Source organism: Pseudomonas sp. LAIL14HWK12:I10, assembly GCF_900184205.1.
Classification (GTDB): domain Bacteria; phylum Pseudomonadota; class Gammaproteobacteria; order Pseudomonadales; family Pseudomonadaceae; genus Aquipseudomonas; species Aquipseudomonas kermanshahensis.
Genome location: NZ_FXWU01000001.1, coordinates 282,971 through 304,420 on the forward strand (window position 1 = coordinate 282,971; position 21,450 = coordinate 304,420).

At 63.8% G+C, this 21,450-nt stretch carries 15 protein-coding genes; 7 read left to right on the forward strand and 8 right to left on the reverse strand.

Translation table 11 applies throughout. The features are described 5' to 3' along the window. Positions 1-64 precede the first annotated feature (64 nt). Both QOS90_RS01365 and QOS90_RS01370 read right to left on the reverse strand, forming a co-directional pair. Positions 65-1,492 (reverse strand): mechanosensitive ion channel family protein, encoded by a 1,428-nt coding sequence (locus tag QOS90_RS01365; RefSeq protein WP_085272177.1) that lies wholly within the window; start codon positions 1,490-1,492, stop codon positions 65-67. 335 nt (positions 1,493-1,827) lie between these two features. Further along, positions 1,828-2,289, reverse strand: a complete 462-nt coding sequence (locus QOS90_RS01370) for a PBECR2 nuclease fold domain-containing protein (protein WP_159455775.1) — start codon at positions 2,287-2,289, stop codon at positions 1,828-1,830. Between the two features lie 433 nt (positions 2,290-2,722). Here QOS90_RS01370 and ycaC (QOS90_RS01375) point away from each other — a divergent pair, with 433 nt between their 5' ends. The 4 genes from ycaC (QOS90_RS01375) to QOS90_RS01390 all read left to right on the forward strand — a co-directional run bounded on the left by ycaC (QOS90_RS01375) (position 2,723) and on the right by QOS90_RS01390 (position 7,142). Then, positions 2,723-3,352 (forward strand): isochorismate family cysteine hydrolase YcaC, encoded by a 630-nt coding sequence (ycaC, locus tag QOS90_RS01375; RefSeq protein ID WP_085272178.1) that lies wholly within the window; start codon positions 2,723-2,725, stop codon positions 3,350-3,352. A gap of 117 nt (positions 3,353-3,469) precedes the next feature. Further along, the gene (locus tag QOS90_RS01380) at positions 3,470-4,036 is read left to right on the forward strand and encodes an antibiotic biosynthesis monooxygenase (protein ID WP_027592186.1); all 567 of its coding nucleotides are present in this window, start codon (positions 3,470-3,472) and stop codon (positions 4,034-4,036) included. A 40-nt stretch (positions 4,037-4,076) separates the two neighbouring features. Next, positions 4,077-4,895, forward strand: coding sequence for an alpha/beta fold hydrolase (locus QOS90_RS01385; RefSeq protein ID WP_085272179.1), 819 nt, complete (start codon positions 4,077-4,079; stop codon positions 4,893-4,895). 405 nt (positions 4,896-5,300) lie between these two features. Further along, positions 5,301-7,142 carry an amidohydrolase gene (locus QOS90_RS01390; RefSeq protein WP_027592188.1) on the forward strand — a complete coding sequence of 614 codons (1,842 nt, stop codon included), beginning with the start codon at positions 5,301-5,303 and terminating at the stop codon, positions 7,140-7,142. Between the two features lie 52 nt (positions 7,143-7,194). On the opposite strand, the gene QOS90_RS01395 is transcribed toward QOS90_RS01390, so the two are convergent. From QOS90_RS01395 to QOS90_RS01405, 3 genes are all read right to left on the reverse strand, one after another. Continuing rightward, a complete protein-coding gene (locus QOS90_RS01395) occupies positions 7,195-8,793 on the reverse strand; it encodes an MFS transporter (protein ID WP_085272180.1) in 1,599 nt (532 codons plus the stop codon). 1 nt (position 8,794) lies between these two features. Continuing rightward, entirely contained in the window at positions 8,795-10,057 is a 1,263-nt protein-coding gene (locus QOS90_RS01400; protein WP_085272181.1) for an OprD family porin, read from the reverse strand. A gap of 161 nt (positions 10,058-10,218) precedes the next feature. After that, complete coding sequence (locus QOS90_RS01405; RefSeq protein WP_027592190.1) at positions 10,219-11,130, reverse strand: LysR substrate-binding domain-containing protein; 912 nt, start codon at positions 11,128-11,130, stop codon at positions 10,219-10,221. Positions 11,131-11,265: 135 nt separating this feature from the next. Between QOS90_RS01405 and ycaC (QOS90_RS01410) the strand changes: the two genes are divergently transcribed. Next, positions 11,266-11,895, forward strand: coding sequence for an isochorismate family cysteine hydrolase YcaC (gene ycaC / locus QOS90_RS01410; RefSeq protein WP_085272182.1), 630 nt, complete (start codon positions 11,266-11,268; stop codon positions 11,893-11,895). Positions 11,896-11,970: 75 nt separating this feature from the next. Here the strand turns inward: ycaC (QOS90_RS01410) and ycaC (QOS90_RS01415) are convergent, their stop codons facing one another. Both ycaC (QOS90_RS01415) and QOS90_RS01420 read right to left on the reverse strand, forming a co-directional pair. Beyond that, positions 11,971-12,597 (reverse strand): isochorismate family cysteine hydrolase YcaC, encoded by a 627-nt coding sequence (ycaC, locus tag QOS90_RS01415; RefSeq protein WP_027592192.1) that lies wholly within the window; start codon positions 12,595-12,597, stop codon positions 11,971-11,973. Between the two features lie 82 nt (positions 12,598-12,679). Then, positions 12,680-13,060 carry a helix-turn-helix domain-containing protein gene (locus QOS90_RS01420; RefSeq protein ID WP_050580711.1) on the reverse strand — a complete coding sequence of 127 codons (381 nt, stop codon included), beginning with the start codon at positions 13,058-13,060 and terminating at the stop codon, positions 12,680-12,682. Positions 13,061-13,239: 179 nt separating this feature from the next. Between QOS90_RS01420 and QOS90_RS01425 the strand changes: the two genes are divergently transcribed. Next, complete coding sequence (locus QOS90_RS01425) at positions 13,240-14,214, forward strand: GlxA family transcriptional regulator (protein ID WP_027592193.1); 975 nt, start codon at positions 13,240-13,242, stop codon at positions 14,212-14,214. Between the two features lie 145 nt (positions 14,215-14,359). Beyond that, positions 14,360-16,147, forward strand: coding sequence for a monovalent cation:proton antiporter-2 (CPA2) family protein (locus QOS90_RS01430; RefSeq protein ID WP_027592194.1), 1,788 nt, complete (start codon positions 14,360-14,362; stop codon positions 16,145-16,147). A gap of 160 nt (positions 16,148-16,307) precedes the next feature. On the opposite strand, the gene QOS90_RS01435 is transcribed toward QOS90_RS01430, so the two are convergent. Next, the gene (locus QOS90_RS01435; RefSeq protein WP_085272183.1) at positions 16,308-21,410 is read right to left on the reverse strand and encodes a trifunctional serine/threonine-protein kinase/ATP-binding protein/sensor histidine kinase; all 5,103 of its coding nucleotides are present in this window, start codon (positions 21,408-21,410) and stop codon (positions 16,308-16,310) included. Between the last annotated feature and the right edge of the window lie 40 nt (positions 21,411-21,450).

The window sequence follows — 21,450 nt, forward strand, 5'->3', positions numbered from 1 at the left end:
CAGGGTTTCAGCTTTGCGCAATCCCTGTGGGAGCGGGTTTACCCGCGAAGGGGCAAGTACAGGCTTACTTGTGCAGCCAGCTGAGGAAGCCGCCTTTCTTGATCGAAACCGGCTTCTGCAGCAACAGCGACTCCCGGCTCTGGCGCCGGAACCGCTGCAATTTGCTCAACGCCGTCTGCACCTCCCCGCGCTGCTCAAGGCAGCTCTTCACCTGCGCTTTTTCAATGCGGTACAGCACGCAGCTGGTCAAGGTGCGGAACTCGGCCATCGAGTCGTCTTCGTCGATGATCCCCTCGATCCCCAGCACTTCCCCCGGCCCCATGCGCCCGGCCTCCAGCAGCTTGTCACCATCGCGAATCGACGCTGAAACCACGCCGCTGCCAATCACCAACAGGTGATCCGAGCGCTCGCCCACACCCAGGATCACCTGGTCCGCCAGGTATTCCACGGCCGTCATGCGCTGGCTCAGCGCATCGCGCTCTTCATCGCTCAGCGAGCGGAACACCCGCACTTCATCCAGCACCTCGCGTTGGCGGCTGCGCGGCGGCAGGGCCAGGTCGACGTTCCACATCACGCCACTGGCCTCCAGGTGCCGATGGGCCAGGTCGAACAGCTGATTGCGCGCGTCGGTCTTGCCGCCCATGTCGGCAATGAAGCCACTGGCTTCGTACTCCACCGACTCCAGGGTCGACGCCTTCACCGTGACCTTGGGCTTGGGCGTGGCGAGTATCGCGCGCGTGCCCTGCAGGGCCTTTTCCAGCGCATCGAACACCCGCTTGGGGCGCACCTTGGCCGGCACCACCACACTGATCGACACCCCATGCACGTCAGGCGGGCGGCTGTGGTTGAGCAGTTTGGCTTTGGCCGCCACCGAATTGGGGATCACCGCCAGGCTGCCGGCACTGGTCAGCAGCCGCGTGGCACGCCAGTCGATGTCCAGCACCTTGCCTTCGGTGCCGTCGATGGAGATGGCATCGCCGATCTGATACGGCCGCGTCGTGTTCAGCACGATGCCGCTGAACACGTCGGCCAAGGTGCTTTGCAGCGCCAGGCCGATGACGATGGCCATCACCCCGGAGGTGGCCAGCAGCCCCTTCACCGGCAGTTGCATCACATAGCCCGCCGCAGCCACCACCGCCGCCAAAAAGATCAGCGCCCCCAGCACATCCTGCAGCAACCGCCCGCCATGGCTGCCACGCGCCACCAGCAACAGCCCGAACACCACGGTCACCGTGCGCGCACCGAACAGCCACCAGCCGATCGTCAGCACTGTCGCCATCAGGTTGCGCGACACATCGTCAGGCCATGGCGGCGGCTGCAAAGGGCTCATGCCCGCGGCCAGCAGCACCCAGCTGAACAGCAGGAAAATCACCAGCCGCGAGCCGATACGCCAGGCCCGGCGTTGGAGGGGGATCAGTTGCCAGAGAATCAGGTCGAGCAGGATCAGTGAAGTGCCGAGCAACAACGGGGACGACTGGATGAAAGCCAGCATGGTGGTCTCGGGGGTGAGGGGAGGGCTGTGCGTAGTAATAGAGCAGGTTGGGCAGGCAGGCAATGGGGGACGGGTAAGTTGTATCTGACGGTCAAGGCCGTTGCCCTGTGGTCGAAGGGGTCGCGGGCTGTGCTCCAACTACATCCCGCATTGCCGCAAAGCTGTTGACTTGCTCAAAGACTGTGATAGCGTTTTACCCGAGCGCGAAACCAGTTGCCATTCAGCGGCAGTAACTGGCGTAGGAACCCCGTCGATGGCTGAATCATCAGCGCAGGGTGAGACCTCCACACCCCGGCTTGAGGGTGTGTATATGAATATCAAGCGTCTATTCAGGGCTACTGGTGACAGTGGCCCTTTTCTTTGCCCGGCAGAAACTCATAGCGCTTGTACAGCAGTTCGCCATGGCGGTGCTTGTTGAGTGCTTTCGCGTCGCACTGCATGAAATTCCACAGTATTTTTCCGCTCTCGAGCGTAACGATCGCCAGCATCTGCCGCTTGGCTTCATATACCCCTATAAATGCCAACCTATGTGTGTCGTTGGTATAGGCCACGCTCCACACCTCAAACGGCCCGGTCAGGGTATCCACAGCGACTTGGATGTAGCGCTCCCGCGCATCTTGCCTTTTCTCGACGATGTGATGGATGCAGCTGCGTCGAATCTGAACATCCCCCAAGGGTGTGTTGATGACCACAAAGGCGCTCGATGAGTTGCTCAAGCCTAGGTGGTGAGCAACCCGCTCGATGGCGCCCTCATGGGTGCCTGCTGCAGCGACCTCATCGATGGCTTGTGCACGCATTTCACGGTCAAGAGACCTGAGGTCTGGCAACCCCCTATCCAACCAAGTGCTCTGACACGTTTTCTCAGTGATTTTCGCGGGCGAGATAGGGGGGTTCAAAGAAGTACCTGGCGACTAGCGATTGCTGAAGCGACGGCAAGTCCACAAGCCTAGGTATCACGGGCAACACGAACAATCAGATCGGTATCGACACTACTTGTAGGGATTTTCCTCAGACGAAGCATGGCGTAGGAATTGGCTTGTGGTCTTCAAAAAGCCCAGCGTCCATGAAGCCGGCTTGCCGGTTTACAGGCCTGCCAATCCATCGTTCACAAAACAGAACGCTAAAGCCAAAAACCGCTATCTACCGCTCCAAAGGTGATGGTTTTAATCTTCTCCCATCAACGCGAAACACCCAACTTACTGAACATCAAAACCCTTAGGAGCAACGACCATGGCCCCATTCAAATACAACCGCCTGAACAAAGACGACGCCGCTGTGCTGCTGGTCGACCACCAGGCTGGCCTGCTGTCCCTGGTCCGCGACATCGAGCCAGACGCGTTCAAGAACAACGTGCTGGCCCTGGCCGACCTGGCCAAATTCTTCAACCTGCCAACCATCCTCACCACCAGCTTCGAGCAAGGCCCCAACGGCCCGCTGGTGCCTGAATTGAAAGCGCTGTTCCCAGACGCCCCTTACATCGCCCGCCCAGGCCAGATCAACGCCTGGGACAACGAAGACTTCGTCAAAGCGGTAAAGGCGACCGGCAAGAAGCAGCTGATCATCGCCGGTGTAGTGACCGAGGTCTGCGTCGCCTTCCCGGCCCTGGCAGCCTTGGAAGAAGAGTTCGAGGTGTTCGTGGTAACCGATGCGTCCGGCACCTTCAACGCGATGACCCGCGATGCCGCCCATGACCGCATGAGCCAGGCCGGTGCGCAGTTGATGACCTGGTTCGGCGTGGCCTGTGAGCTGCACCGCGACTGGCGCAATGACGTCGAAGGCCTGGCGGCGCTGTGCTCCAACCACATCCCGGACTACCGCAACCTGATGACCAGCTACAACGCCTTCAACGCCGGCAAGTAAGCCGCCGCGCACCGGGCACCGACCGTCGGTGCCCGGCAAGGGCAGCACACCCATTCAATCCTCCGCCCGTTCGCTGTTGCACAGTGAGTGCGGGCCAGCTCATCCCAAGGAATGTCGATGAACACCGCACTCCAAGACAACCGCAACGTGGTCACCCTGGTCATCCAGCACAAGGTTCGCGCCGAGGCGCTGGCCGGCTACGAGGACTGGCTCAAGCACACGGTCAGTGCCGCGCGCCGCCAACCCGGCCACCTCGACGTCAACGTGATCCGCCCCGAAGACGGCGGCCGCCACTTCACCACCGTGGTGCGCTTCAGCGATGCCAGCCTGCTGCAGGCCTGGGTCAACTCCACCGAGCGCCAGACGCTGGTCAGCCAGGTGCTGCCGCTGCTGGAGGAGGGCGATAACACCCAGGTTCACGAAGACCCAGAGTTCTGGTTCACCCCACCGAGCACCACGGCGGCACAACCGCCGCGCTGGAAGCAGGCGTTGCTGACCTACCTGGTGATCTGCCCGATGACCATGGTCATTCCGCAACTGCTGGCGCCGTTGTTCGCGCGCTTTCCGCACTTGGGCGGCGCGATCACCGGCAACCTGATCGTCAACCTGTTTGTCATCCTGCCCGTGGTGTTCTACATCATGCCGTGGGTAACCCGCCGCTGCGCCAACTGGCTGCGTGGCTGATTCAGCCCCTTCCCCCATAGACTTTCAAGGAGATACCGATATGAGCACACTCGTAACCCGCGATGGCACTTCGCTCTATTTCAAGGACTGGGGCAGCGGCAAGCCCGTGCTGTTCAGCCACGGTTGGCCGTTGGACGCCGACATGTGGGATTCGCAGATGGAATTCCTGGCCAGCCGTGGCTACCGCGCCATCGCCTTCGACCGCCGTGGTTTCGGCCGGTCGAGCCAGCCGTGGAATGGCTATGACTACGACACGTTTGCCGATGACATCGCCCAACTGATCGAACACCTCGACCTGCGTGAAGTGACCTTGGTGGGCTTCTCCATGGGCGGTGGCGATGTCAGCCGCTACATCGCGCGCCATGGTAACGAGCGGGTGGCCGGGCTTGTGCTGCTGGGGGCGGTGACGCCGGTGTTTGGCCAGCGGGATGACAACCCTGAGGGGGTCGAGGCTGCGGTGTTCGAGGGCATTCAGGCGGGCCTGCGTGCCGACCGGGCGCAGTTCATCGCCGATTTTGCCACGCCGTTTTATGGCTTGAACCAAGGGCAGCAGGTGTCCCAGGGGGTGCTGACGCAGACCCTGAACATCGCGCTGCTGGCCTCGATCAAGGGCACGCTGGATTGCGTCACCGCGTTCTCCAAGACCGACTTCCGCCCGGACATGGCCAAGATCGAGGTGCCGACCTTGGTGATTCACGGTGATGCGGACCAAATCGTGCCGTTCGAGACCACGGGCAAGAAAGCCGCCGAGTTGATTCGTGGGGCCGAGCTGAAGGTGTATGAAGGTGCGCCGCATGGGTTTGCCGTGACGCATGCGCAGCAGCTGAATGAAGACTTGTTGGCGTTCCTCCAGCGATGACGGTGTGAGGCATTCGCGGCGGTCCGGCGCCCCGGTGAACCCGCTCCCACAGGTTCAACACAGCTTTTGGGGTATGTGATGCCCTTGTGGGAGCGGGTTCACCGGGGCGCCGGACCGCCGCGAAGAGGCCGGCCCTGGCAGCACAAAACGTGAACAGGGCTAACCTTCTTCAACCCACCGCACATCCATGCAATCCCTGACCAGGCTTGAACCGGCATGCTCCGCAGTTGCGCTTGCCGCTGCCGCACCCAGACGGAGAAGACCATGTCCCAGGACCCTAACGACAAGAGCCGTCGCCAGTTCCTCGCCACCAGCACCGTGCTCGGTGCCGCCGGCGCGCTCTGGTCCGCATTGCCCTTCGCCGGCTCCGCCGGTTCCGCCCATGCATCCACTCAAGGAGGCTCCATGACCGCCGACCTCATTCTGTTCAATGGCAAACTGCACACTGTCGACCGTGAGAAGCCCACCGCCACCGCCGTCGCCATCAAGGACGGCCGCTTCATCGCCGTCGGCAGCGACGCCGAAGCCATGGCCCACAAAAGCGCCACCACGCAGATCATCGACCTCAAGCAGCGCACGGTCATCCCGGGCCTGAACGACTCCCACCTGCACCTGATCCGCGGTGGCCTGAACTACAACCTGGAGCTGCGCTGGGAAGGCGTGCCTTCGGTAGCCGATGCCCTGCGCATGCTCAAGGACCAAGCCGCCCGTACCCCGACCCCGCAGTGGGTGCGTGTGGTCGGTGGCTGGAACGAGTTCCAGTTCGCTGAAAAGCGCATGCCGACCCTGGAAGAAATCAACCAGGCCGCGCCCGATACCCCCGTGTTCCTGCTGCACCTGTACGACCGCGCGCTGCTCAACCGCGCCGCGCTCAAAGCCGTGGGTTACACCAAGGACACGCCGAACCCGCCGGGTGGCGAGATCCAGCGCAACAAGTTCGGCGAGCCGACCGGCATGCTCATCGCCCGCCCTAACGCGATGATCCTCTACGCCACCCTGGCCAAAGGGCCGAAGCTGCCGCTGGAGTACCAGGTAAACTCGACCCGCCAGTTCATGCGTGAGCTCAACCGCCTGGGCCTGACCAGCGCCATCGACGCCGGGGGCGGCTACCAGAACTTCCCGGACGATTACTCGGTGATCCAGGAGCTGGCAGACAACAACCAGCTGACCGTGCGCATCGCCTACAACCTGTTCACCCAGAAGCCCAAGGAAGAACTCGACGACTTCAAGAAGTGGACCTCCAGCGTCAAGCTGCACAGCGGCACCGACTTCCTGCGCCATAACGGCGCGGGTGAGATGCTGGTGTTCTCCGCGGCCGACTTCGAGGACTTCCTCGAGCCGCGCCCGGACCTGCCGCAAACCATGGAAGAAGAGCTGGAACCGGTGGTACGCCACCTGGTCGAGCAGCGCTGGCCGTTCCGCCTGCACGCCACCTACAACGAATCCATCACGCGCATGCTGGATGTGTTCGAGAAGGTCAACCGCGACATCCCGTTCAATGGCCTGCCGTGGTTCTTCGACCACGCCGAGACCATCACCCCGCAGAACATCGAGCGCGTGCGCGCCTTGGGCGGCGGTATCGCCATCCAGGACCGCATGGCCTTCCAAGGTGAGTACTTCGTCGACCGCTACGGCGCCAAGGCTGCCGAGCAGACCCCGCCGATCAAGCGCATGCTCGACATGGGCGTGCCGGTTGGGGCCGGTACCGACGCGACCCGCGTCTCCAGCTACAACCCGTGGACTTCGCTGTACTGGCTGGTCAGCGGCAAGACCGTCGGCGGCATGGAGCTGTACCCTGAGGGCCTGAGCCGTGACACCGCGCTGCAATTATTCACGCAGGGCAGCGCCTGGTTCTCCAGCGAGCAGGGCAAGAAGGGCCAGATCAAGGTTGGCCAGTTGGCGGACCTGGCGGCGTTGTCGCTGGACTTCTTCAGTGTCGAGGAAGAAGCGATCAAGGGCATCGAGTCGGTGCTGACCATCGTTGACGGCAAGGTCGTGTACGCTGCCGGCGAGTTCGACAGGCTCGGCCCACCGCAGGTACCGGTCTTGCCGGAATGGTCGCCGGTGGCCAAGGTGCCGGGGCACTGGCGTGTGGGTACGCCATCGCTGGCAGCGGCGGTGCACCAGTGCAGCGGGCCGTGTGGGGTGCATGCACACAGCCACGAAAAGGCGCGGCATTCCAGCGTGCCGGTGAACGACTTCCAAGGGTTCTGGGGGGCGTTGGGGTGTTCGTGTTTTGCGTTCTAAGCTGATGTGAAGAAGGGGCCCATCAGGGCCCCTTTTTTTGTTTGTGCCGGCGTCAATGCTGTGGCTTGTGCGACTGCCCAGCCAATAGGTGCCGAATCTGCACCGGCACACCTTCTGTCTGCAGCATCCGCACCCGCGCTTCGATCTTAAGCTCGCCTCGGGTCACCCGGTGGTGATGGCGCAGGTGCTCCAACCACGACTCCTCGAAGAAGAACTCCAGCCACAGGTGTGGGTCGGCACTGTCGCGCATCAACCCCCACGACAACGCGCCATTGCGCTTGCGCATGGCTTCCAGTTCGCGCGCCGCCAGCTGGAACGCCTCGGCCTTGGCCGGTTCGATGTGGTACTCGACTGTGACCATCACCGGCCCGCTGTCCTGGTCCAGGTCAGCGTCCAGCAACGGCGCTGGCCAATGCAGCGATGGGGTCAATTCCTCGGCCTCAGTCTCGGGCAGGGCGACCTTGCAGGTCAGCAGGGTCCCAAGCCCCAGGCCACCGGCTGCCAGCAGCAGGCTCAGGGTGATCGATGCATGGCTGGCCAGTGTGCCCCACAGCAGGCCGCCACACGCCATCGCGCCGAAGAAGATCAGGATGTACACCGACAGCGCCCGCGCCCGCACCCAGGCAGGTACCGAGGTTTGCGCCGCAACTTGCAGGTTGGACAGCACTGCGATCCACGCTGCGCCGCTGAGCAGCATCGCCGGCAGCAGCACATAGAAGTTGCGCACCAGGGCCAGGGCTAGCAGGAACAGCGCGTACAGCAGGCTGGCAAGCATCACCAGGCGATCACGGCTGATCCGCTCGCGCAGGCGCGGCAACAAGGTCGCGCCGGCCACTGCGCCGATGCCGATCGCTGCCAGCAACAGGCCGAAATCGGATGCTGTGCCGTGCATCTCGCCGCGTACGATCAAGGGCAGCAACGAGGTGCCAGCGCTGGCGCAGAGAAAGAACGCCAGCGCCCGCACCAAGACTGCTTGCAGCGGTTTGGCGCTACGCGCAAAGCGCAACCCGGTGCGCATGGCGCCGATAAAACGTTCGGCCGGCAGCAGCGGCTCCTTCACGTCGCGCTTCCACAGTAGCAACACCACAATCACCCCGGCGAACGATACGGCATTCAGGGCAAAGGTCAGCCATGGCCCCACCAGGCTTACCACCACGCCTGCCAAGGCCGGGCCGATTGCCCGCGAGACATTGATGCCGACACTGGAAATGGCCACGGCGTTGGCCAGGTCTTCCTTGCCCACCAGCTCCGGTGTCAGCGCACTCCAGGCCGGCATCATCAGCGCTGTGCCGATGCCTAAGGCCAGCGTCAGTACCAGCAGTAAGGTGACATTCATCATGCCGAGCAGGGTCAAGGCCGCCAGCACCACGGCAACGGCTGACATCCACAGTTGCACCAGTAACAGGTAGCGGCGTTTGTCGACGATATCCGCCGCCGCGCCGGCGGGCAGGGCGAGGAAGAACATCGGCAGCGAACCCGCCACCTGGATCAGTGCCACGTGCAGCGGGCTGGCCGACAGCGTGGTCATCAACCAGCCAGCGCCCACCTCGTGCATCCAGGTGCCGATGTTGGAGGCGATGGTGGCGATCCACAGCATGCGGAAGGTGGTGTTGCGCAAGGGGCTCCAAGCGCCTGAGGGGGAGGTGCTCATTTCAGAAGCCGCCTTTGAGTGGGTATTCGATGATCAGGTAGAGGCGGTCGATATCATCGCCCGCCTGGGCTTGGTTGGCGCGGTGGCTGACGTGGGACAGCGCCAGGCTGAGGTCTTTGGCGGCGCCGGACTGCACCACGTACTTGAGGTCGACATCGCGCTCCCAGTGGCGCCCGCCCTGGCCTTGTTGCGCCGTGTAGGCGCCACCTGCCGGGGCATGCGTGCCATCGACACCGCGGCCGCTGACGTAGCGGCCCATCAGGCTCAGGCCGGGCATGCCGAGGGTGGCGAAGTCGAGGTCGTAACGCAGTTGCCACGAACGCTCGCCGGGGCCGTTGAAGTCGGCGTACTTGATCGAGTTGGCCAGGTAGATGGAGTCGCCGCCGACGAAGTCGAAGGGGGTGTCGCCCTCGACCTTCTGGTAGGCCAGGGTCAGTGCCTGGGCACCGAAGTGGTACTTGCCCGCCAGGCTGTACGCGGTGGTGTCGATGGCGCCAGCGCTGGCGTTGCCGGTATCACGGGTTTTGTAGAGGTTGCCGTCCAGGCGCCAATTACCCTCGGCCAGGTTGAGATTGAGGTAGGCCTGGCGCCAGGTGTCTTGCAGCTGGCTGGCGTACAGCGCACCGCCGAACGGGCCATCGGGGGCGAACGTGGCGCCGGCCAGGCTGATAGCGCGGCCATGGGTGGTGGCGCCGTAGCCGGCAAAATCGTCGTGGGTCGAGCTGTTGTCCTGGTTGTTGAACGCAGTGAAGCGGCCCGCCTGCAGGCGCCAGTCGGGCAGGTCGGTGTTCTCCAGCAACCAACCCGTGGCGTATTCGGGGTGCAGGCGTTTGTCGCCGGTGTCGAACACCGGTGTCTCGACAGTCATCTCGCCGTAGCGCAGCAGGGTATTGCCCAGGCGTAGCTTGAGGGCTGCACCGGCGCTGGAATAGTCGGACTCGGCACGCCCATCGCTGTCACGCGGTAGCAAGCCGGTACCGGCATGGCCGCGGCCACCGTCGAGCTTGAGGCCGAGAAAACCATGCGCGTCGATGCCAACACCCACCGTGCCTTCGGTGAACCCCGAACGGATTTCACCGATGAAGCCTTGGGCCCATTCCTGGCGGTAGTTTTGGCCGCTGCCGGAAGGCGAGCGGAAGTCGCTGTGCAGGAAGTAGTTACGGCTGAGCAGCGACCAGCCGGGTTCATCTGCCTGGCTGAATGCGGGGCAAAGGGCGAGGGAGGCGAGCAGGGCGCGGCCTGGTCCGTGATTGGCGCGGATCATGAGGGCTCCGGGGTGGATGATCCCAGACTGTGGCGCACGCGTAGGTGAGGGTCTTGTAAGGGTGTGCTGGCCTCTTCGCGGGGCAAGCCCGCTCCCACAGGGACCGCGTGGTCTCCAGGGCGCTGGGCCCCGTGAAGAGGCCGGTACTGACAGCAACTGACTCAGGCCATGTCGCTGATCGCGAACTCCTCGGCCAGGTGATCGATCAGCGACCGCACCGACGGCAACAACCCGCGCCGTGACGGGAAGATCGCATGCACGATGCCGCACCGCGGGTGCCACTCTGGCAGCAACTCCACCAGCCGGCCCTCGGCCAAGTCTTCGCGCACGGCCACCCGTGGCAAGTGCGCGATGCCAACCCCGGCCACTACAAAATGCCGCAGCGCGAACAGGTCGTCGGTGACCATGCGCGGCGTGTGCGGGATCACGATGCTGCGGCTCATGTCCTCGCCCTGGAACAGCTCCCATTGGTACTCACGCTGGGCGCTGCCCCAATGCACGCTGGGCAGCGTGCCAAGCAGCTGCGGGTCGAAGCCTTCGGGCAGTTGCGCCAGGTACTGCGGATGCCCCACCAGGCACTGGGTGCTGTTGCTCAGCACCTTCATCACCATGTCGGTGTTTTCCAGTGGCGGAAAGCGCACGCGCAGCGCGACGTCGAAGCCTTCGTGCAGCAGGTCGACGCGGCGGTTGGTGCTTTCGATGAACAGCTCCACCTGCGGGTACTTGAGCATGTAACGGGTCAGCATTGGCCCGACCCAGGAGTTGAGCAGGGTGGTCGGGCAGCTGATGCGCACCAGGCCGCGAGGCTCGCTGCGGTTGCGCTCGATGATCTCCGCCGCGCCCTCGGCTTCCACGCGCATGGCCAGGCAGCGGTTGTAGTAGGCCTGGCCAATTTCGGTCAACGAGCAGTGCCGGCTGGTGCGGTGCAGCAGGCGCACGCCCAGGCGGTCCTCAAGGTCGGCAATGCGCCGGCTGAGTTTTGACTTGGGCATGTCCAGCGCCCGCCCGGCCGGGGCGAAGCCGCCGTGCTCGACGACTTGGGTGAAGTAGTAGAGGGAGTTGAGGTCTTCCAATGATCGTTCTCCAAATGGAACGCTAAAGGCAATTTTCGCAGTCTACCGCAGCAAAGGTGATGAATTTAATCTGTGCCCATCAACGCGAAACACCCCACTTACTGAAAACATCGAAGCCTTTTAGGAGCACGGACCATGAGCAAATTCACCTACAACCGCCTGAACAAAGATGACGCCGCTGTGCTGCTGGTCGACCACCAGGCTGGCCTGTTGTCCCTGGTCCGTGACATCGAGCCGGACAAATTCAAGAACAACGTACTGGCCCTGGCGGACCTGGCCAAGTTCTTCAACCTGCCAACCATCCTCACCACCAGCTTCGAGCAAGGCCCCAACGGCCCGCTGGTCCCCGAGCTGAAAGCGCTGTTCCCAGAGGCCCCGTACATTGCCCGCCCAGGCCAGATCAATGCCTGGGACAACGAAGATTTCGTCAAGGCAGTGAAGGCCACTGGCAAGAAGCAGCTGATCATCGCCGGTGTAGTGACCGAAGTATGTGTGGCATTCCCGGCGCTGGCAGCCTTGGAAGAAGAGTTTGAGATGTTCGTGGTGACCGACGCTTCCGGCACCTTCAATGCAATGACCCGCGATGCCGCCCATGACCGCATGAGCCGTGCCGGTGCGCAGCTGATGACCTGGTTTGGCGTGGCCTGTGAGCTGCACCGCGACTGGCGCAATGACGTCGAAGGGTTGGCAGCACTGTGCTCCAACCACATTCCGGACTATCGGAGTTTGATGACCAGCTACAACGCGCTGACGGCGGGTAAGTAATCACCCGCTAGTGGCAAACGAAAAGGCCGGCGCCCTGTGAGGGCGCCGGCTTTTTTGTCGCTGTGCAGGCTTGGATCAGCGAGCGCTCAACGCCGCATAGCTGTTCATCAGGTTGCGGTAGTTGGGAATCCGCTGCGACAGCAGATTGCCCAGCCCTTCGATGTCGTTGCGCCAGTCGCGGTGCAGCTCACAGGCCACCGAGAACCAGTTCATCATGTGTGCGCCTGCTTGGGTCATGCGTACCCACGCGGCCTGCTGCACGGTTTCGTTGAAGGTACCGGAAGCGTCGGTCACCACGAACACCTCGAAGCCTTCAGCCAGCGCCGACAAGGTCGGGAAGGCCACGCATACGTCAGTGACCACGCCGGCGATGATCAGCTGCTTGCGGCCTGTCGCCTTGATCGCCTTGACGAAGTCTTCGTTGTCCCAGGCGTTGATCTGGCCAGGGCGGGCAATGTACGGCGCGTCTGGGAACATCTCTTTCAGCTCGGGCACCAGCGGGCCGTTGGGGCCTTGTTCGAAGCTGGTGGTGAGGATGGTCGGCAGGCCGAAGAACTTGGCCAGGTCGCCCAGGGCCAGTACGTTGTTCTTGAACTCGTTGGGCGAGAAGTCCTGCACCAGGGAGATCAGGCCGGTCTGGTGGTCGACCAGCAGCACCACGGCGTCGTCTTTGTTCAGGCGCTTGTAATCCGGTTGGCTCATGAGGGTAACTCCTTGCATTGGGCTTAGGGTGTGAAACTCAGGCGTACTACCCGAAGGTGGTATACCAATGGATAAAAGGCGCTTAAGAATGCGGGCCGGACGCGGCACCTTGCGTGGTCAACCGCCACGCTTTGGGCGGCTGGCCGACCAGGCGGCTGAATGCCCGGGTGAAATGGGACTGGTCGCAGAAACCGCATTCGAGGCTGACATGGGTGATCGGCGCCTCGGTGGCCAGCAGGCGCTTGGCCTTCTCCATGCGCGCCAGCAGGCGCCAGGCCTGGGGCGACAAACCGGTATTGACCTTGAACGCGCGCGAAAAATGGCTACGGGTCAGGTTGCACACACCGGCGATCTCGATGATCGACAAAGGGCTGTGCAACATCAGTTCCTTGGCCTGGCGCAGCCGCGCAGGGGTCAGCGCGCCTGGGGCCGGTGAGGTGCTGCGGATCGTCAGAGGGCTCATGGCGACTCTCCTGTTCAATGAGGAAAGTCTCGCCCCCGCGACATGACAAAGTCCTGAGCCAAACCTGAAGAGTTCTTAATTGTGCAGTGCTGGCCCTGGCCGCTATACCAATACCTTAAGATGCGCGCGTGTTCAGTTTCAGGCCGCTACCGGCGGCCCGCATTCAAGGCGAAAGAGGCATGCAGGAAAATCCCGCCCACCGCACCGTGGCGATGGTGCTGTTCAATGATGTGCTGTTGCTGGATGTCACCGGCCCCATGGACGCCTTTGCCATCGCCAACCGGTTTTTGCCCGCTGAGCGGCAGTACCGGCTGATCACCTTGGCCGAAGGCCAGGGTACGGTGCGCGGCTCATGCGGGCTGAGGGTGATGGCCGACCTGCGCCTGGAAGAGCTGCCCGAAGCCGTCGACCTGTTGCTGGTACCCGGCGGCCCAGGGGCCTATGACGTCGCGCTGCCGGGCCTTGAGCACTGGCTGCCACAGGCCGTGCGCGGGGCCAAGCGGTTTGGTGCCATCTGCACCGGCGTGTTCTTGCTGGGCCGGGCCGGCCTGCTCGGCGGCTATCGCTGCACCACCCACTGGAACTACGTCGAACGGCTGGCGCGGGCCTTCCCTGAGGCGAACGTCGAGACCGAACAGATCTACGTGATCGACCGCTGCCTGATCACCTCGGGCGGCATCACCGCCGGTATCGACCTGGCGCTGGCCGTGGTCGCCGAAGACCACGGCAAGGCCCTGGCCCTGGAAGTGGCCAAGGTGCTGCTGGTCGCTCGCCATCGTCAGGGCGGGCAAACCCCGTATGGGCCGTTGCTGGCGGCCGTGCCGCGTGATGATTCGCCAACCGCGCGGGTGCAGGCCTATATCGTCGACCATATCGACCAGGCCTTTACCGTGCAGAAAATGGCCGACCTGGTGGCCATGAGCAGCCGCAACTTTGCCCGTACATTCCAGCGTGAGGTCGGTATCACGCCGTTGCAGTACCTGCAAAATGCGCGCATTGACCAGGCGCGCAAACTGCTCGAAGGCAGCGACCTGCCGTTGAAGGTGGTGGCGGCACGCTGTGGGTTTGGCAGTGATCGGCATATGCGCAAGGTGTTTTGCGAGCGCATCGGCATGACGCCAGCACAGTACCGGGCGCAGTTTGGCGAAAGCTGAGCCGATGCGCGTGCGATCAGCTAATTGTCTTGTTAAGCGGGACAATGTTTCTCCTGCAAGCCGGATTGTCTGATACCCGCACAATGCCCAGAATTGCCGGCCACATTGTTCAACGCTGCCCCGGCAGCTCATGGAGTACGAGCCAATGCCACACGAAGGCAGCCTTCTGCAAACCGCGGTGATCTTCCTGCTCGCCGCGGTCCTTGCTGTTCCCCTGGCCAAGCGCCTGCAGCTGGGCGCCGTGATCGGCTACCTGCTGGCCGGCGTGGCCATCGGCCCGCAGGCACTGGGGCTGATCCGCGATACCGAAAGCGTCGCGCACATCTCGGAACTCGGCGTGGTGCTGCTGCTGTTCATCATCGGCCTGGAACTGTCGCCCAAGCGTTTGTGGCTGATGCGCAAGTCGGTGTTCGGCGTGGGCGCTGCGCAGGTACTGCTGACCGGCGCGGTGATTGGCGCCATCGCCCTGTTCGGCTTCGCCCAGTCACTGGCCGCCGCCTTGGTGCTGGGCCTGGGCCTGGCGCTGTCATCCACCGCCCTGGGCCTGCAGAGCCTGGCCGAAAGCAAACAGCTCAACGCGCCTCACGGTCGCCTGGCATTCGCCATCCTGCTGTTCCAGGACATCGCTGCCATTCCGCTGATTGCCCTGGTCCCGCTGCTGGCCGCCAGCGGCCCGGATACCGGCCACGGTGACAGCCTTGAACATGCACTGAAGGTGTTCGCCAGCATCGCCGTGGTCATCGTGGGCGGCCGCTACTTACTGCGCCCGGTGTTCCGCATCGTCGCGCGCACCGGCCTGCCAGAGGTTTCAACCGCCACCGCACTGCTGGTGGTGATCGGCACCGCCTGGCTGATGGAAGAGGCCGGTATTTCCATGGCCTTGGGTGCATTCCTGGCCGGCCTGTTGCTGGCCGACTCGGAGTACCGGCACGAGCTGGAATCGCAGATCGAACCGTTCAAAGGTCTGCTGCTGGGGCTGTTCTTCATCAGTGTCGGCATGGGCGCCAACCTCAGCCTGCTGCTGGAAATGCCGCTGGTGCTGCTGGGCCTGACCCTGCTGCTGATCGCGGTCAAGCTGACCTTGCTGATAGGGGTCGGCCGGCTGGCCGGCGGCCTCAACAGCGCCAGCGCCCTGCGCCTGGGCATGGTGCTGGCGGCGGGTGGCGAGTTCGCCTTCGTGGTGTTCAAGCTGGGCAAGGACCAAGGCTTGTTCGACACGCAGACCTACGACCTGCTGATGATGACCATCACCTTGTCGATGGCCATCACGCCCCTGTTGATGCTCGGCTGCGCCCGTGCCCTCAAGCGCCCGCAACCGCAGCGTGAAGTGCCCGAACAGTACAAGCAGATCCAGACCGATGCACCGCGCGTGGTGATCGTTGGCATGGGCCGCATGGGGCAGATCGTCTCGCGCATCCTGCGTGCCCAGAAGATCCCCTTCATCGCCCTGGAAACCTCGGTGGACGCCATCGAGATGACCCGCATGTTCGAGCAGGCCCCAGTGTTCTACGGTGACCCCCTGCGCCCCGAAGTGCTGCATGCGGCCAAGGTGGGCGAGGCGGAGTACTTCGTGATCACTACCGACGACCCGGAAGTCACCACCCGCACGGCGGAGCGGGTCAAGCGCCTGTACCCGCACCTGAAAGTGCTGGCCCGGGCACGTAACCGCCAGCATGTTCACAAGCTGGTGGACGTGGGTGCCGAGCCCATTCGCGAGACGTTCTACTCAAGCCTGGAGCTGACCCGCCGTGCGCTGGTGGGGTTAGGGTTGAGTGACGAACAAGCGGCGGACCGTATTGCGCGGTTCACCCAGCATGACGAAGAAGTGCTGGAGGCGCAGGGGCAAGTGCGCGATGACCGGGCCAAGGTGATGCAGACGGCGAAGGAAGCGCGGGTGGAGTTGGAGCGGTTGTTTGATTCGGATGCGGATTGAGTTTTGATTTTGCGCAGTGTCACCGTCCGCTATCTACATGGGATGTTTCCCAGAGTTTTTCCATCATAGACTGGGGCTGCAGGGCAGCCCTTCGCGGGCAAGCACACGGCCCTGTGGGAGCGGGCTTGCCCGCGAAGAGGCCGGCGCAGGCTAAAACAGGTCAATCATCCGCCCGAACCGGCACCGTCAACCTGATCCGGCACCCGCCCAGCTCCGAAACCTGAGCCTGCAACTGCCCACCATGGGCCTGAATCACCGAGCTGCAGATCGCCAGCCCCATCCCCAGTCCGCCACTCTTGGTGGTGTAGAACGCACCAAACACCCGCTCCAGCTCCTCTGGCGCAATCCCTGGCCCATTGTCGTCCACGCAAATCTCCACCCCCGCCTCGACCACGGCAGACGTGATGCGCAACAGGCCATCGTCGCGGAACCCCGCCAGCGCTTCCAGGGCATTGGTGATCAGGTTATAGATCAGTTGCTGCAGCTGCACCGGGTCGGCCATGAGGCTTGTTGCGGCCTGCAACCGGGTTTGCACCTTCACGCCGCCTTTCAAGGCATCCGAGGATGTCAGGCGCACCACTTCCAGAATCAGCGCATCGAGCTTCACCGGCTTGAGTTGCATCGGCGACTGTTTGGCCAGCGACCGCAGTGCGCGGACGATGTTGGCTGCCCGTTCACTGTCGTTGCGGATATCTTCCAGGCCGGCGATGGCTTCTTCCAGGTCGGGCTGGCCGCGCTTGAGCCAGCGCAGGCTGGCGGCCGCATTGGCGGCGATGCCGAGCAGGGGCTGGCTGATCTCGTGGGCGATGGAGGCGGACAACTCGTTCATCACCTGCAGGTGCGCGCTGCGGGCAAGCTCTGCACGTGAGCGGCGCAGCTCGGCCTCCATCTGCGCGCGGCTCTGGTTGTCCTCGGCCAGGCGCGTATAGAACTTGGCCGTTTGCAGCGATACCGCAGCCTGCGAAGCGAGAATCTCCAGCATGGCCAGGCGCTGGCTGCCGAACAGGTTCGGCACCAGGCGGTTTTCCAGGTAGACCAGCCCGATCAGCACACCCTGCAGCAGCAGCGGCAGGCACAGCACCGAGCGGGCGTTGCGTGCGTGCAGCTCCTGGCGAAACGCTTCTGGGCAGTCGCTGAGGGCGTCGTTCAGCACCATGGGTTTCTTGGTGCGCAGGGTGGCATTGATGATCGACAGCGGCGCCTGGGTCAGGAATTTCTGGCAGTTGTCCATGCGCACGTGCAGACCGGCATCGTCGATGTAGGCCAGCGCGGCCATCTGGAACTCGGCGCCGCTGACGATCAGCAGGGCACCGTGGTCGGCGCCGGAATGCTGGGTCAGGTGGCCCATCAAGGTTTCGATCAGGCCCTCTAGCAGCACCTCCTCGGACAGCGCGCGCGCGGCTTCCAGGCCGACTTCCAGGTCGAGCCTGGCCTGGCTGGCAGAGCGGTAGGTTTCCTGTACGGGCTGGGTGCGCAGGAACGGGTGCAGGGTTTCGAGCTGGCGCACCTTGCCCGTGGCACCCCAGATGTGGAAGCAGTCACGGGCAATGCGCAGGTGCAGGTTGGCGCCAGAGATCAAGCCACTGGGGATGCACACTTCAGCCAATTGCTCGTGGGCCAGGGCCTGCTCATGGATGAAGCCGGCGGCCGTGGCGGCGATCTGGGCCTGGTCGAAGCAGCGGATGGCAGCCAGGCCATCGCCGCTGAGCTTGGCGATCACGCCCTCGATCAGCAGAAGCTTGTTGCGGAAGGTGACCGGGTTAAAGCTCGCCCACGTAGCAAAGCGCTCGCGCAATTCGTGCAGCGCAGCCAATTTGCCCATCGCGCTGCCCGGGGCTTCCGGGCTGCCCAGGGTCAGGCCGCGGAACAGGTGGTAGTCGGCCAGGTTGATGTGTGCAGGGGCGGCCCAGGCATGGCTGCCGGCGCTGGCGAGTAAGTGTACGGCCTGATTGATATCGCCCAGGTAAAAGGCCGACATCCCGGCGTAGAGGTGCTTGAAGAACAGCGTGGTGCAGGACTTTATGCTGTGCACGCGGGCTTCGGCAGGCGCTTCGCACCCCGAGCGCGACGCAAGGCCGACTCTGCCACTGCTGCCGGTCATGACAGCGACGAACGCTTGCTGGGCCAAGAGGATGTGTTCGACATCGCTGTAGCCGTAGCCGCGAACGGTGACCAACCCGTGCTCCACTTCGCCGCTGACTTCCTGCAAGGGTTGGCCCATGAACAGTGAGTCGGAAACCAGGTGATTGCGGGCATAGCAGGCCATCGCCAGGTCGCCGCTCAGGCGCGGCGATTCGACCGCTTCCAGTGCCGTGCGCCGGGCAAACTCCATCGGCGCCGTCCAGGCGCTGACCTGGTCGAGGGCGAGCAGGGCGCTGGTCAAGTCGGCCTCGAAACCGTGCCGCTCGATCAGCTTGAGCGCCGCCAGGCAGTAAGCATGGCCGTCGTGGTAGGCGGCAAAGCGCTCGGCCGCCATCACGCCGAACCAGGCCAGGCCATAAGTACTGCCGGGGGCGACGCCGTGGAGCAATGACAGCTCCATGATCTTGGCCAGGTGTAGGAAGCAGAGGTCGTCCTTGACGAAGAACGATGATGAAAGGGTCGCCAGCAGCGCGATTGCCACCGCCGCGTCTTCCGAATCGGCCCTGGGCAACGATTCCAGGCAATGACGGCCCTTGTTCTCGATCAGGGCGTGGACACGGCCATAGGCTGCCTCGACTTGCTCGGGGTGGATGCCCTGGGCGAGCGTGATGCCCAACAGCTCAAGGCCGCCGATGGCGCAGGCGATGGCAGCTGGGTAGTCCGAACGCAAGGTATGCAGGCGTGCTTCAAGCTTGCATACCCGGGCCTTGTCGAGCGCCGATAGCGCACGCTGGTGGCATTCGAGGATGCGAACTTCGGCTTGTGGCATGCGTGACAGTTGCATGTCGCACTCTGCGGCTAGGCAGGCGATGGTAAAGGCGTGGTTCGCCTGGCTGCCGAGCGTGATGCCGAGGCGCAGCAGTTCGTCGGCCGCCTGCAGGTAGCCGGCGGCCTGCTCATAGGCGGCATTGTCGCGCGCCCGCAACGCGGCCTCCTGCAGCAGCACCAGAAACCCTTCGCAGTCGCTGGCAGCAAATGCATGCGGGCTGGCCAACTGCACCTGGTTGGCGATTTCGAACACCGCGTCGTGTTGAGCCGTTTGCCAGGCCGTCCGCATGGTTTGGGCAATATGCGCGTGCAGCGCCGGCCGCTCGCGCGACGGGGTAAGCGCGTAGGCGGCGTCCAGTACGCGATCATGCGAGAACACCAGCGCCTTGTGCCCAGGTAGCAGGAAGCCCGCGCCAATCAAGGCCTTGAGCTGTTCGGCCAGTTGCTCGGCGGGCAGTGGCAGCATGCGGCGCAGCAGGCGTTCATCGCATCGGCCACCCGCGGCGCTGGCAAAGCGCAGCACAGTGCGTTGGGCTTCAGGCAGGCGTGCCAGGCGATGGACCATCAGGTCGGCGACGTTGTCGGCATAGCGGTGTTGCGCTACTGCTGGCAGCGACCACGACCAGCGCATGGTCTGTGTGTCGAAGGTGAACAACTGGTCCTCGACCATCGCCCCGAGGATCTGGTGGATGAAGAACGGGTTGCCAGCGGTCTTCGCGTGCACCAGCTCGGCGAGCTGCAAGGCAGCGTCAGGCGCGGCGTGGTAGCGCTCGCTGATCATCTCCATCACGGCGCCGACGGTGAGGGGGCGTAGGTCTAGGGTGGTACTACGGATGGACGCGGGGGTAACCAGGGGCTTGCTGCCGGGTGGTGCATCGCTGCGCCGGGCGAAGATCAACAGCAGGTTGCTGGGTGCTTGCTCCAGCAGCTCATCAAGCAAGTGCAACGTGGCGTCGTCAGCCCACTGCATGTCATCGAGAAACAGCGCCAAAGGTCGCCCGGGGCGGCTGAACACCTGCAGGAATTCGACGATCGCTCGCAGCTCTTTCTGCAAGGCGAGCCGTGTGGGCTTTTCCGGGAACTCGGCCATGGGCCCGATCACCAGCTTCAAGTCTGGGGCCAGCTTGCCCAGCAAACGGCCGCGCCCTTTGATGCGCCGCAGAATTTCACGGCGTAACGCGTCAAGGTCATCGCGGTTCTTGGCCAGCAACTGGGTGGTCAGCGAACCGAGAATCTCGATCCAGGGCCCATAGGGCACCGCCCGTTCCAGGCTGTTGCACTTGCCGCTGGCCCAATAACCCTCGGCGCCGCCCTTGAGCGCTGCCTGTACCAGGCTGGACTTGCCCATGCCGGTAGCGCCCTTGATGAACAGGGCCTGGGGCGCGCTGCCGCGGCGCAATGCCTTGAGCAGCAGGGTGATGACCTTCTGCTCGGCTGTGCGGCCATAGAGGCGTTCGTGGTTGGGCGAAAGGGGGTCAGCGCTGCCAGGCTCGAAATCTTCGATGGCCTGGTGCGCCAGCCACTGCCGCTGGCAGTGAGCAAAGTCCACCGCCAGCGCACGGGCGGTCTGGTAGCGGGCATCGGGCTCTTTGGCCAGGGCCTTGGCGAGGATGCGGCTGAGTGGCTGCGACACGCGGTTGTCGACCTCGATGGCCGCCCGTGGCTGCACGCCGGCATGCAGCTGGCGCCAGTGCAGTGTGTCGCGCCCGGCGAGCGGCAACTCGCCCAGCAAAAGCTGGTACAGGATGGCACCCAGCGCATAGATATCACTGCGTTGGTCGCTGCTGGAGCCGAGGGGGCAGATCTGTTCCGGCGCCAGGTAGGACCAATTGCCGATGGGTGCGCCTTGCTCGCTGATGAGCGAGTGCGCATCCGCGCGAAACCCGCCAAGCCTCACCCGCTGTGCGTGCTGCACGCAGATATGCGCGGGTTGCAAGGCGCCGTGCAGTACGTTGGCAGCGTGTGCCAGCGCCAATGCTGATGCGGCGTTGACGGCGATGTCGAGGAAGCCGGGGAGCGCTGCCGGGCCTTGGGCGATGAGGTCGGCGACCGAGCGGCCGCCCGGATACACCAGCAGCGGCCCTTCGGCCGAACGCACATAGGCCGAGGGCATCACGGCCCACTTCGGGTCGAGGCGCAGGCGATAATCGTGCTCCAGGCGCTGGCAGGCAGCAGGGGATTCGATTGGGGCGCGCACAGCGATCCAGGCCTGCCCCGTGCCGGGGTCGCACAGGCGGAAGTAGGTCAGCTCGCCTTCCTGCCCCAGACGAGTGATGTCGCACCGATTCAACCAGCCCTCGTCGATCGACTGGTCATAATCGATGGGCCTGTAAGCGAGGCGTTCATCGAGCATCAAGCACCCCCTGCTAACCACATCCAAGGGCGCGAGTATA

Excerpts from the sequence above, each read along its gene's own strand:
- QOS90_RS01365 (WP_085272177.1), bottom strand. The coding sequence starts at position 1,492 with ATGCTGGCTTTCATCCAGTCGTCCCCGTTGTTGCTCGGCACTTCACTG.
- QOS90_RS01370 (WP_159455775.1), bottom strand. The coding sequence starts at position 2,289 with ATGCGTGCACAAGCCATCGATGAGGTCGCTGCAGCAGGCACCCATGAG.
- ycaC (WP_085272178.1), top strand. The coding sequence starts at position 2,723 with ATGGCCCCATTCAAATACAACCGCCTGAACAAAGACGACGCCGCTGTG.
- QOS90_RS01380 (WP_027592186.1), top strand. The coding sequence starts at position 3,470 with ATGAACACCGCACTCCAAGACAACCGCAACGTGGTCACCCTGGTCATC.
- QOS90_RS01385 (WP_085272179.1), top strand. The coding sequence starts at position 4,077 with ATGAGCACACTCGTAACCCGCGATGGCACTTCGCTCTATTTCAAGGAC.
- QOS90_RS01390 (WP_027592188.1), top strand. The coding sequence starts at position 5,301 with ATGACCGCCGACCTCATTCTGTTCAATGGCAAACTGCACACTGTCGAC.
- QOS90_RS01395 (WP_085272180.1), bottom strand. The coding sequence starts at position 8,793 with ATGAGCACCTCCCCCTCAGGCGCTTGGAGCCCCTTGCGCAACACCACC.
- QOS90_RS01400 (WP_085272181.1), bottom strand. The coding sequence starts at position 10,057 with ATGATCCGCGCCAATCACGGACCAGGCCGCGCCCTGCTCGCCTCCCTC.
- ycaC (WP_085272182.1), top strand. The coding sequence starts at position 11,266 with ATGAGCAAATTCACCTACAACCGCCTGAACAAAGATGACGCCGCTGTG.
- ycaC (WP_027592192.1), bottom strand. The coding sequence starts at position 12,597 with ATGAGCCAACCGGATTACAAGCGCCTGAACAAAGACGACGCCGTGGTG.
- QOS90_RS01420 (WP_050580711.1), bottom strand. The coding sequence starts at position 13,060 with ATGAGCCCTCTGACGATCCGCAGCACCTCACCGGCCCCAGGCGCGCTG.
- QOS90_RS01425 (WP_027592193.1), top strand. The coding sequence starts at position 13,240 with ATGCAGGAAAATCCCGCCCACCGCACCGTGGCGATGGTGCTGTTCAAT.
- QOS90_RS01430 (WP_027592194.1), top strand. The coding sequence starts at position 14,360 with ATGCCACACGAAGGCAGCCTTCTGCAAACCGCGGTGATCTTCCTGCTC.
- QOS90_RS01435 (WP_085272183.1), bottom strand. The coding sequence starts at position 21,410 with ATGCTCGATGAACGCCTCGCTTACAGGCCCATCGATTATGACCAGTCG.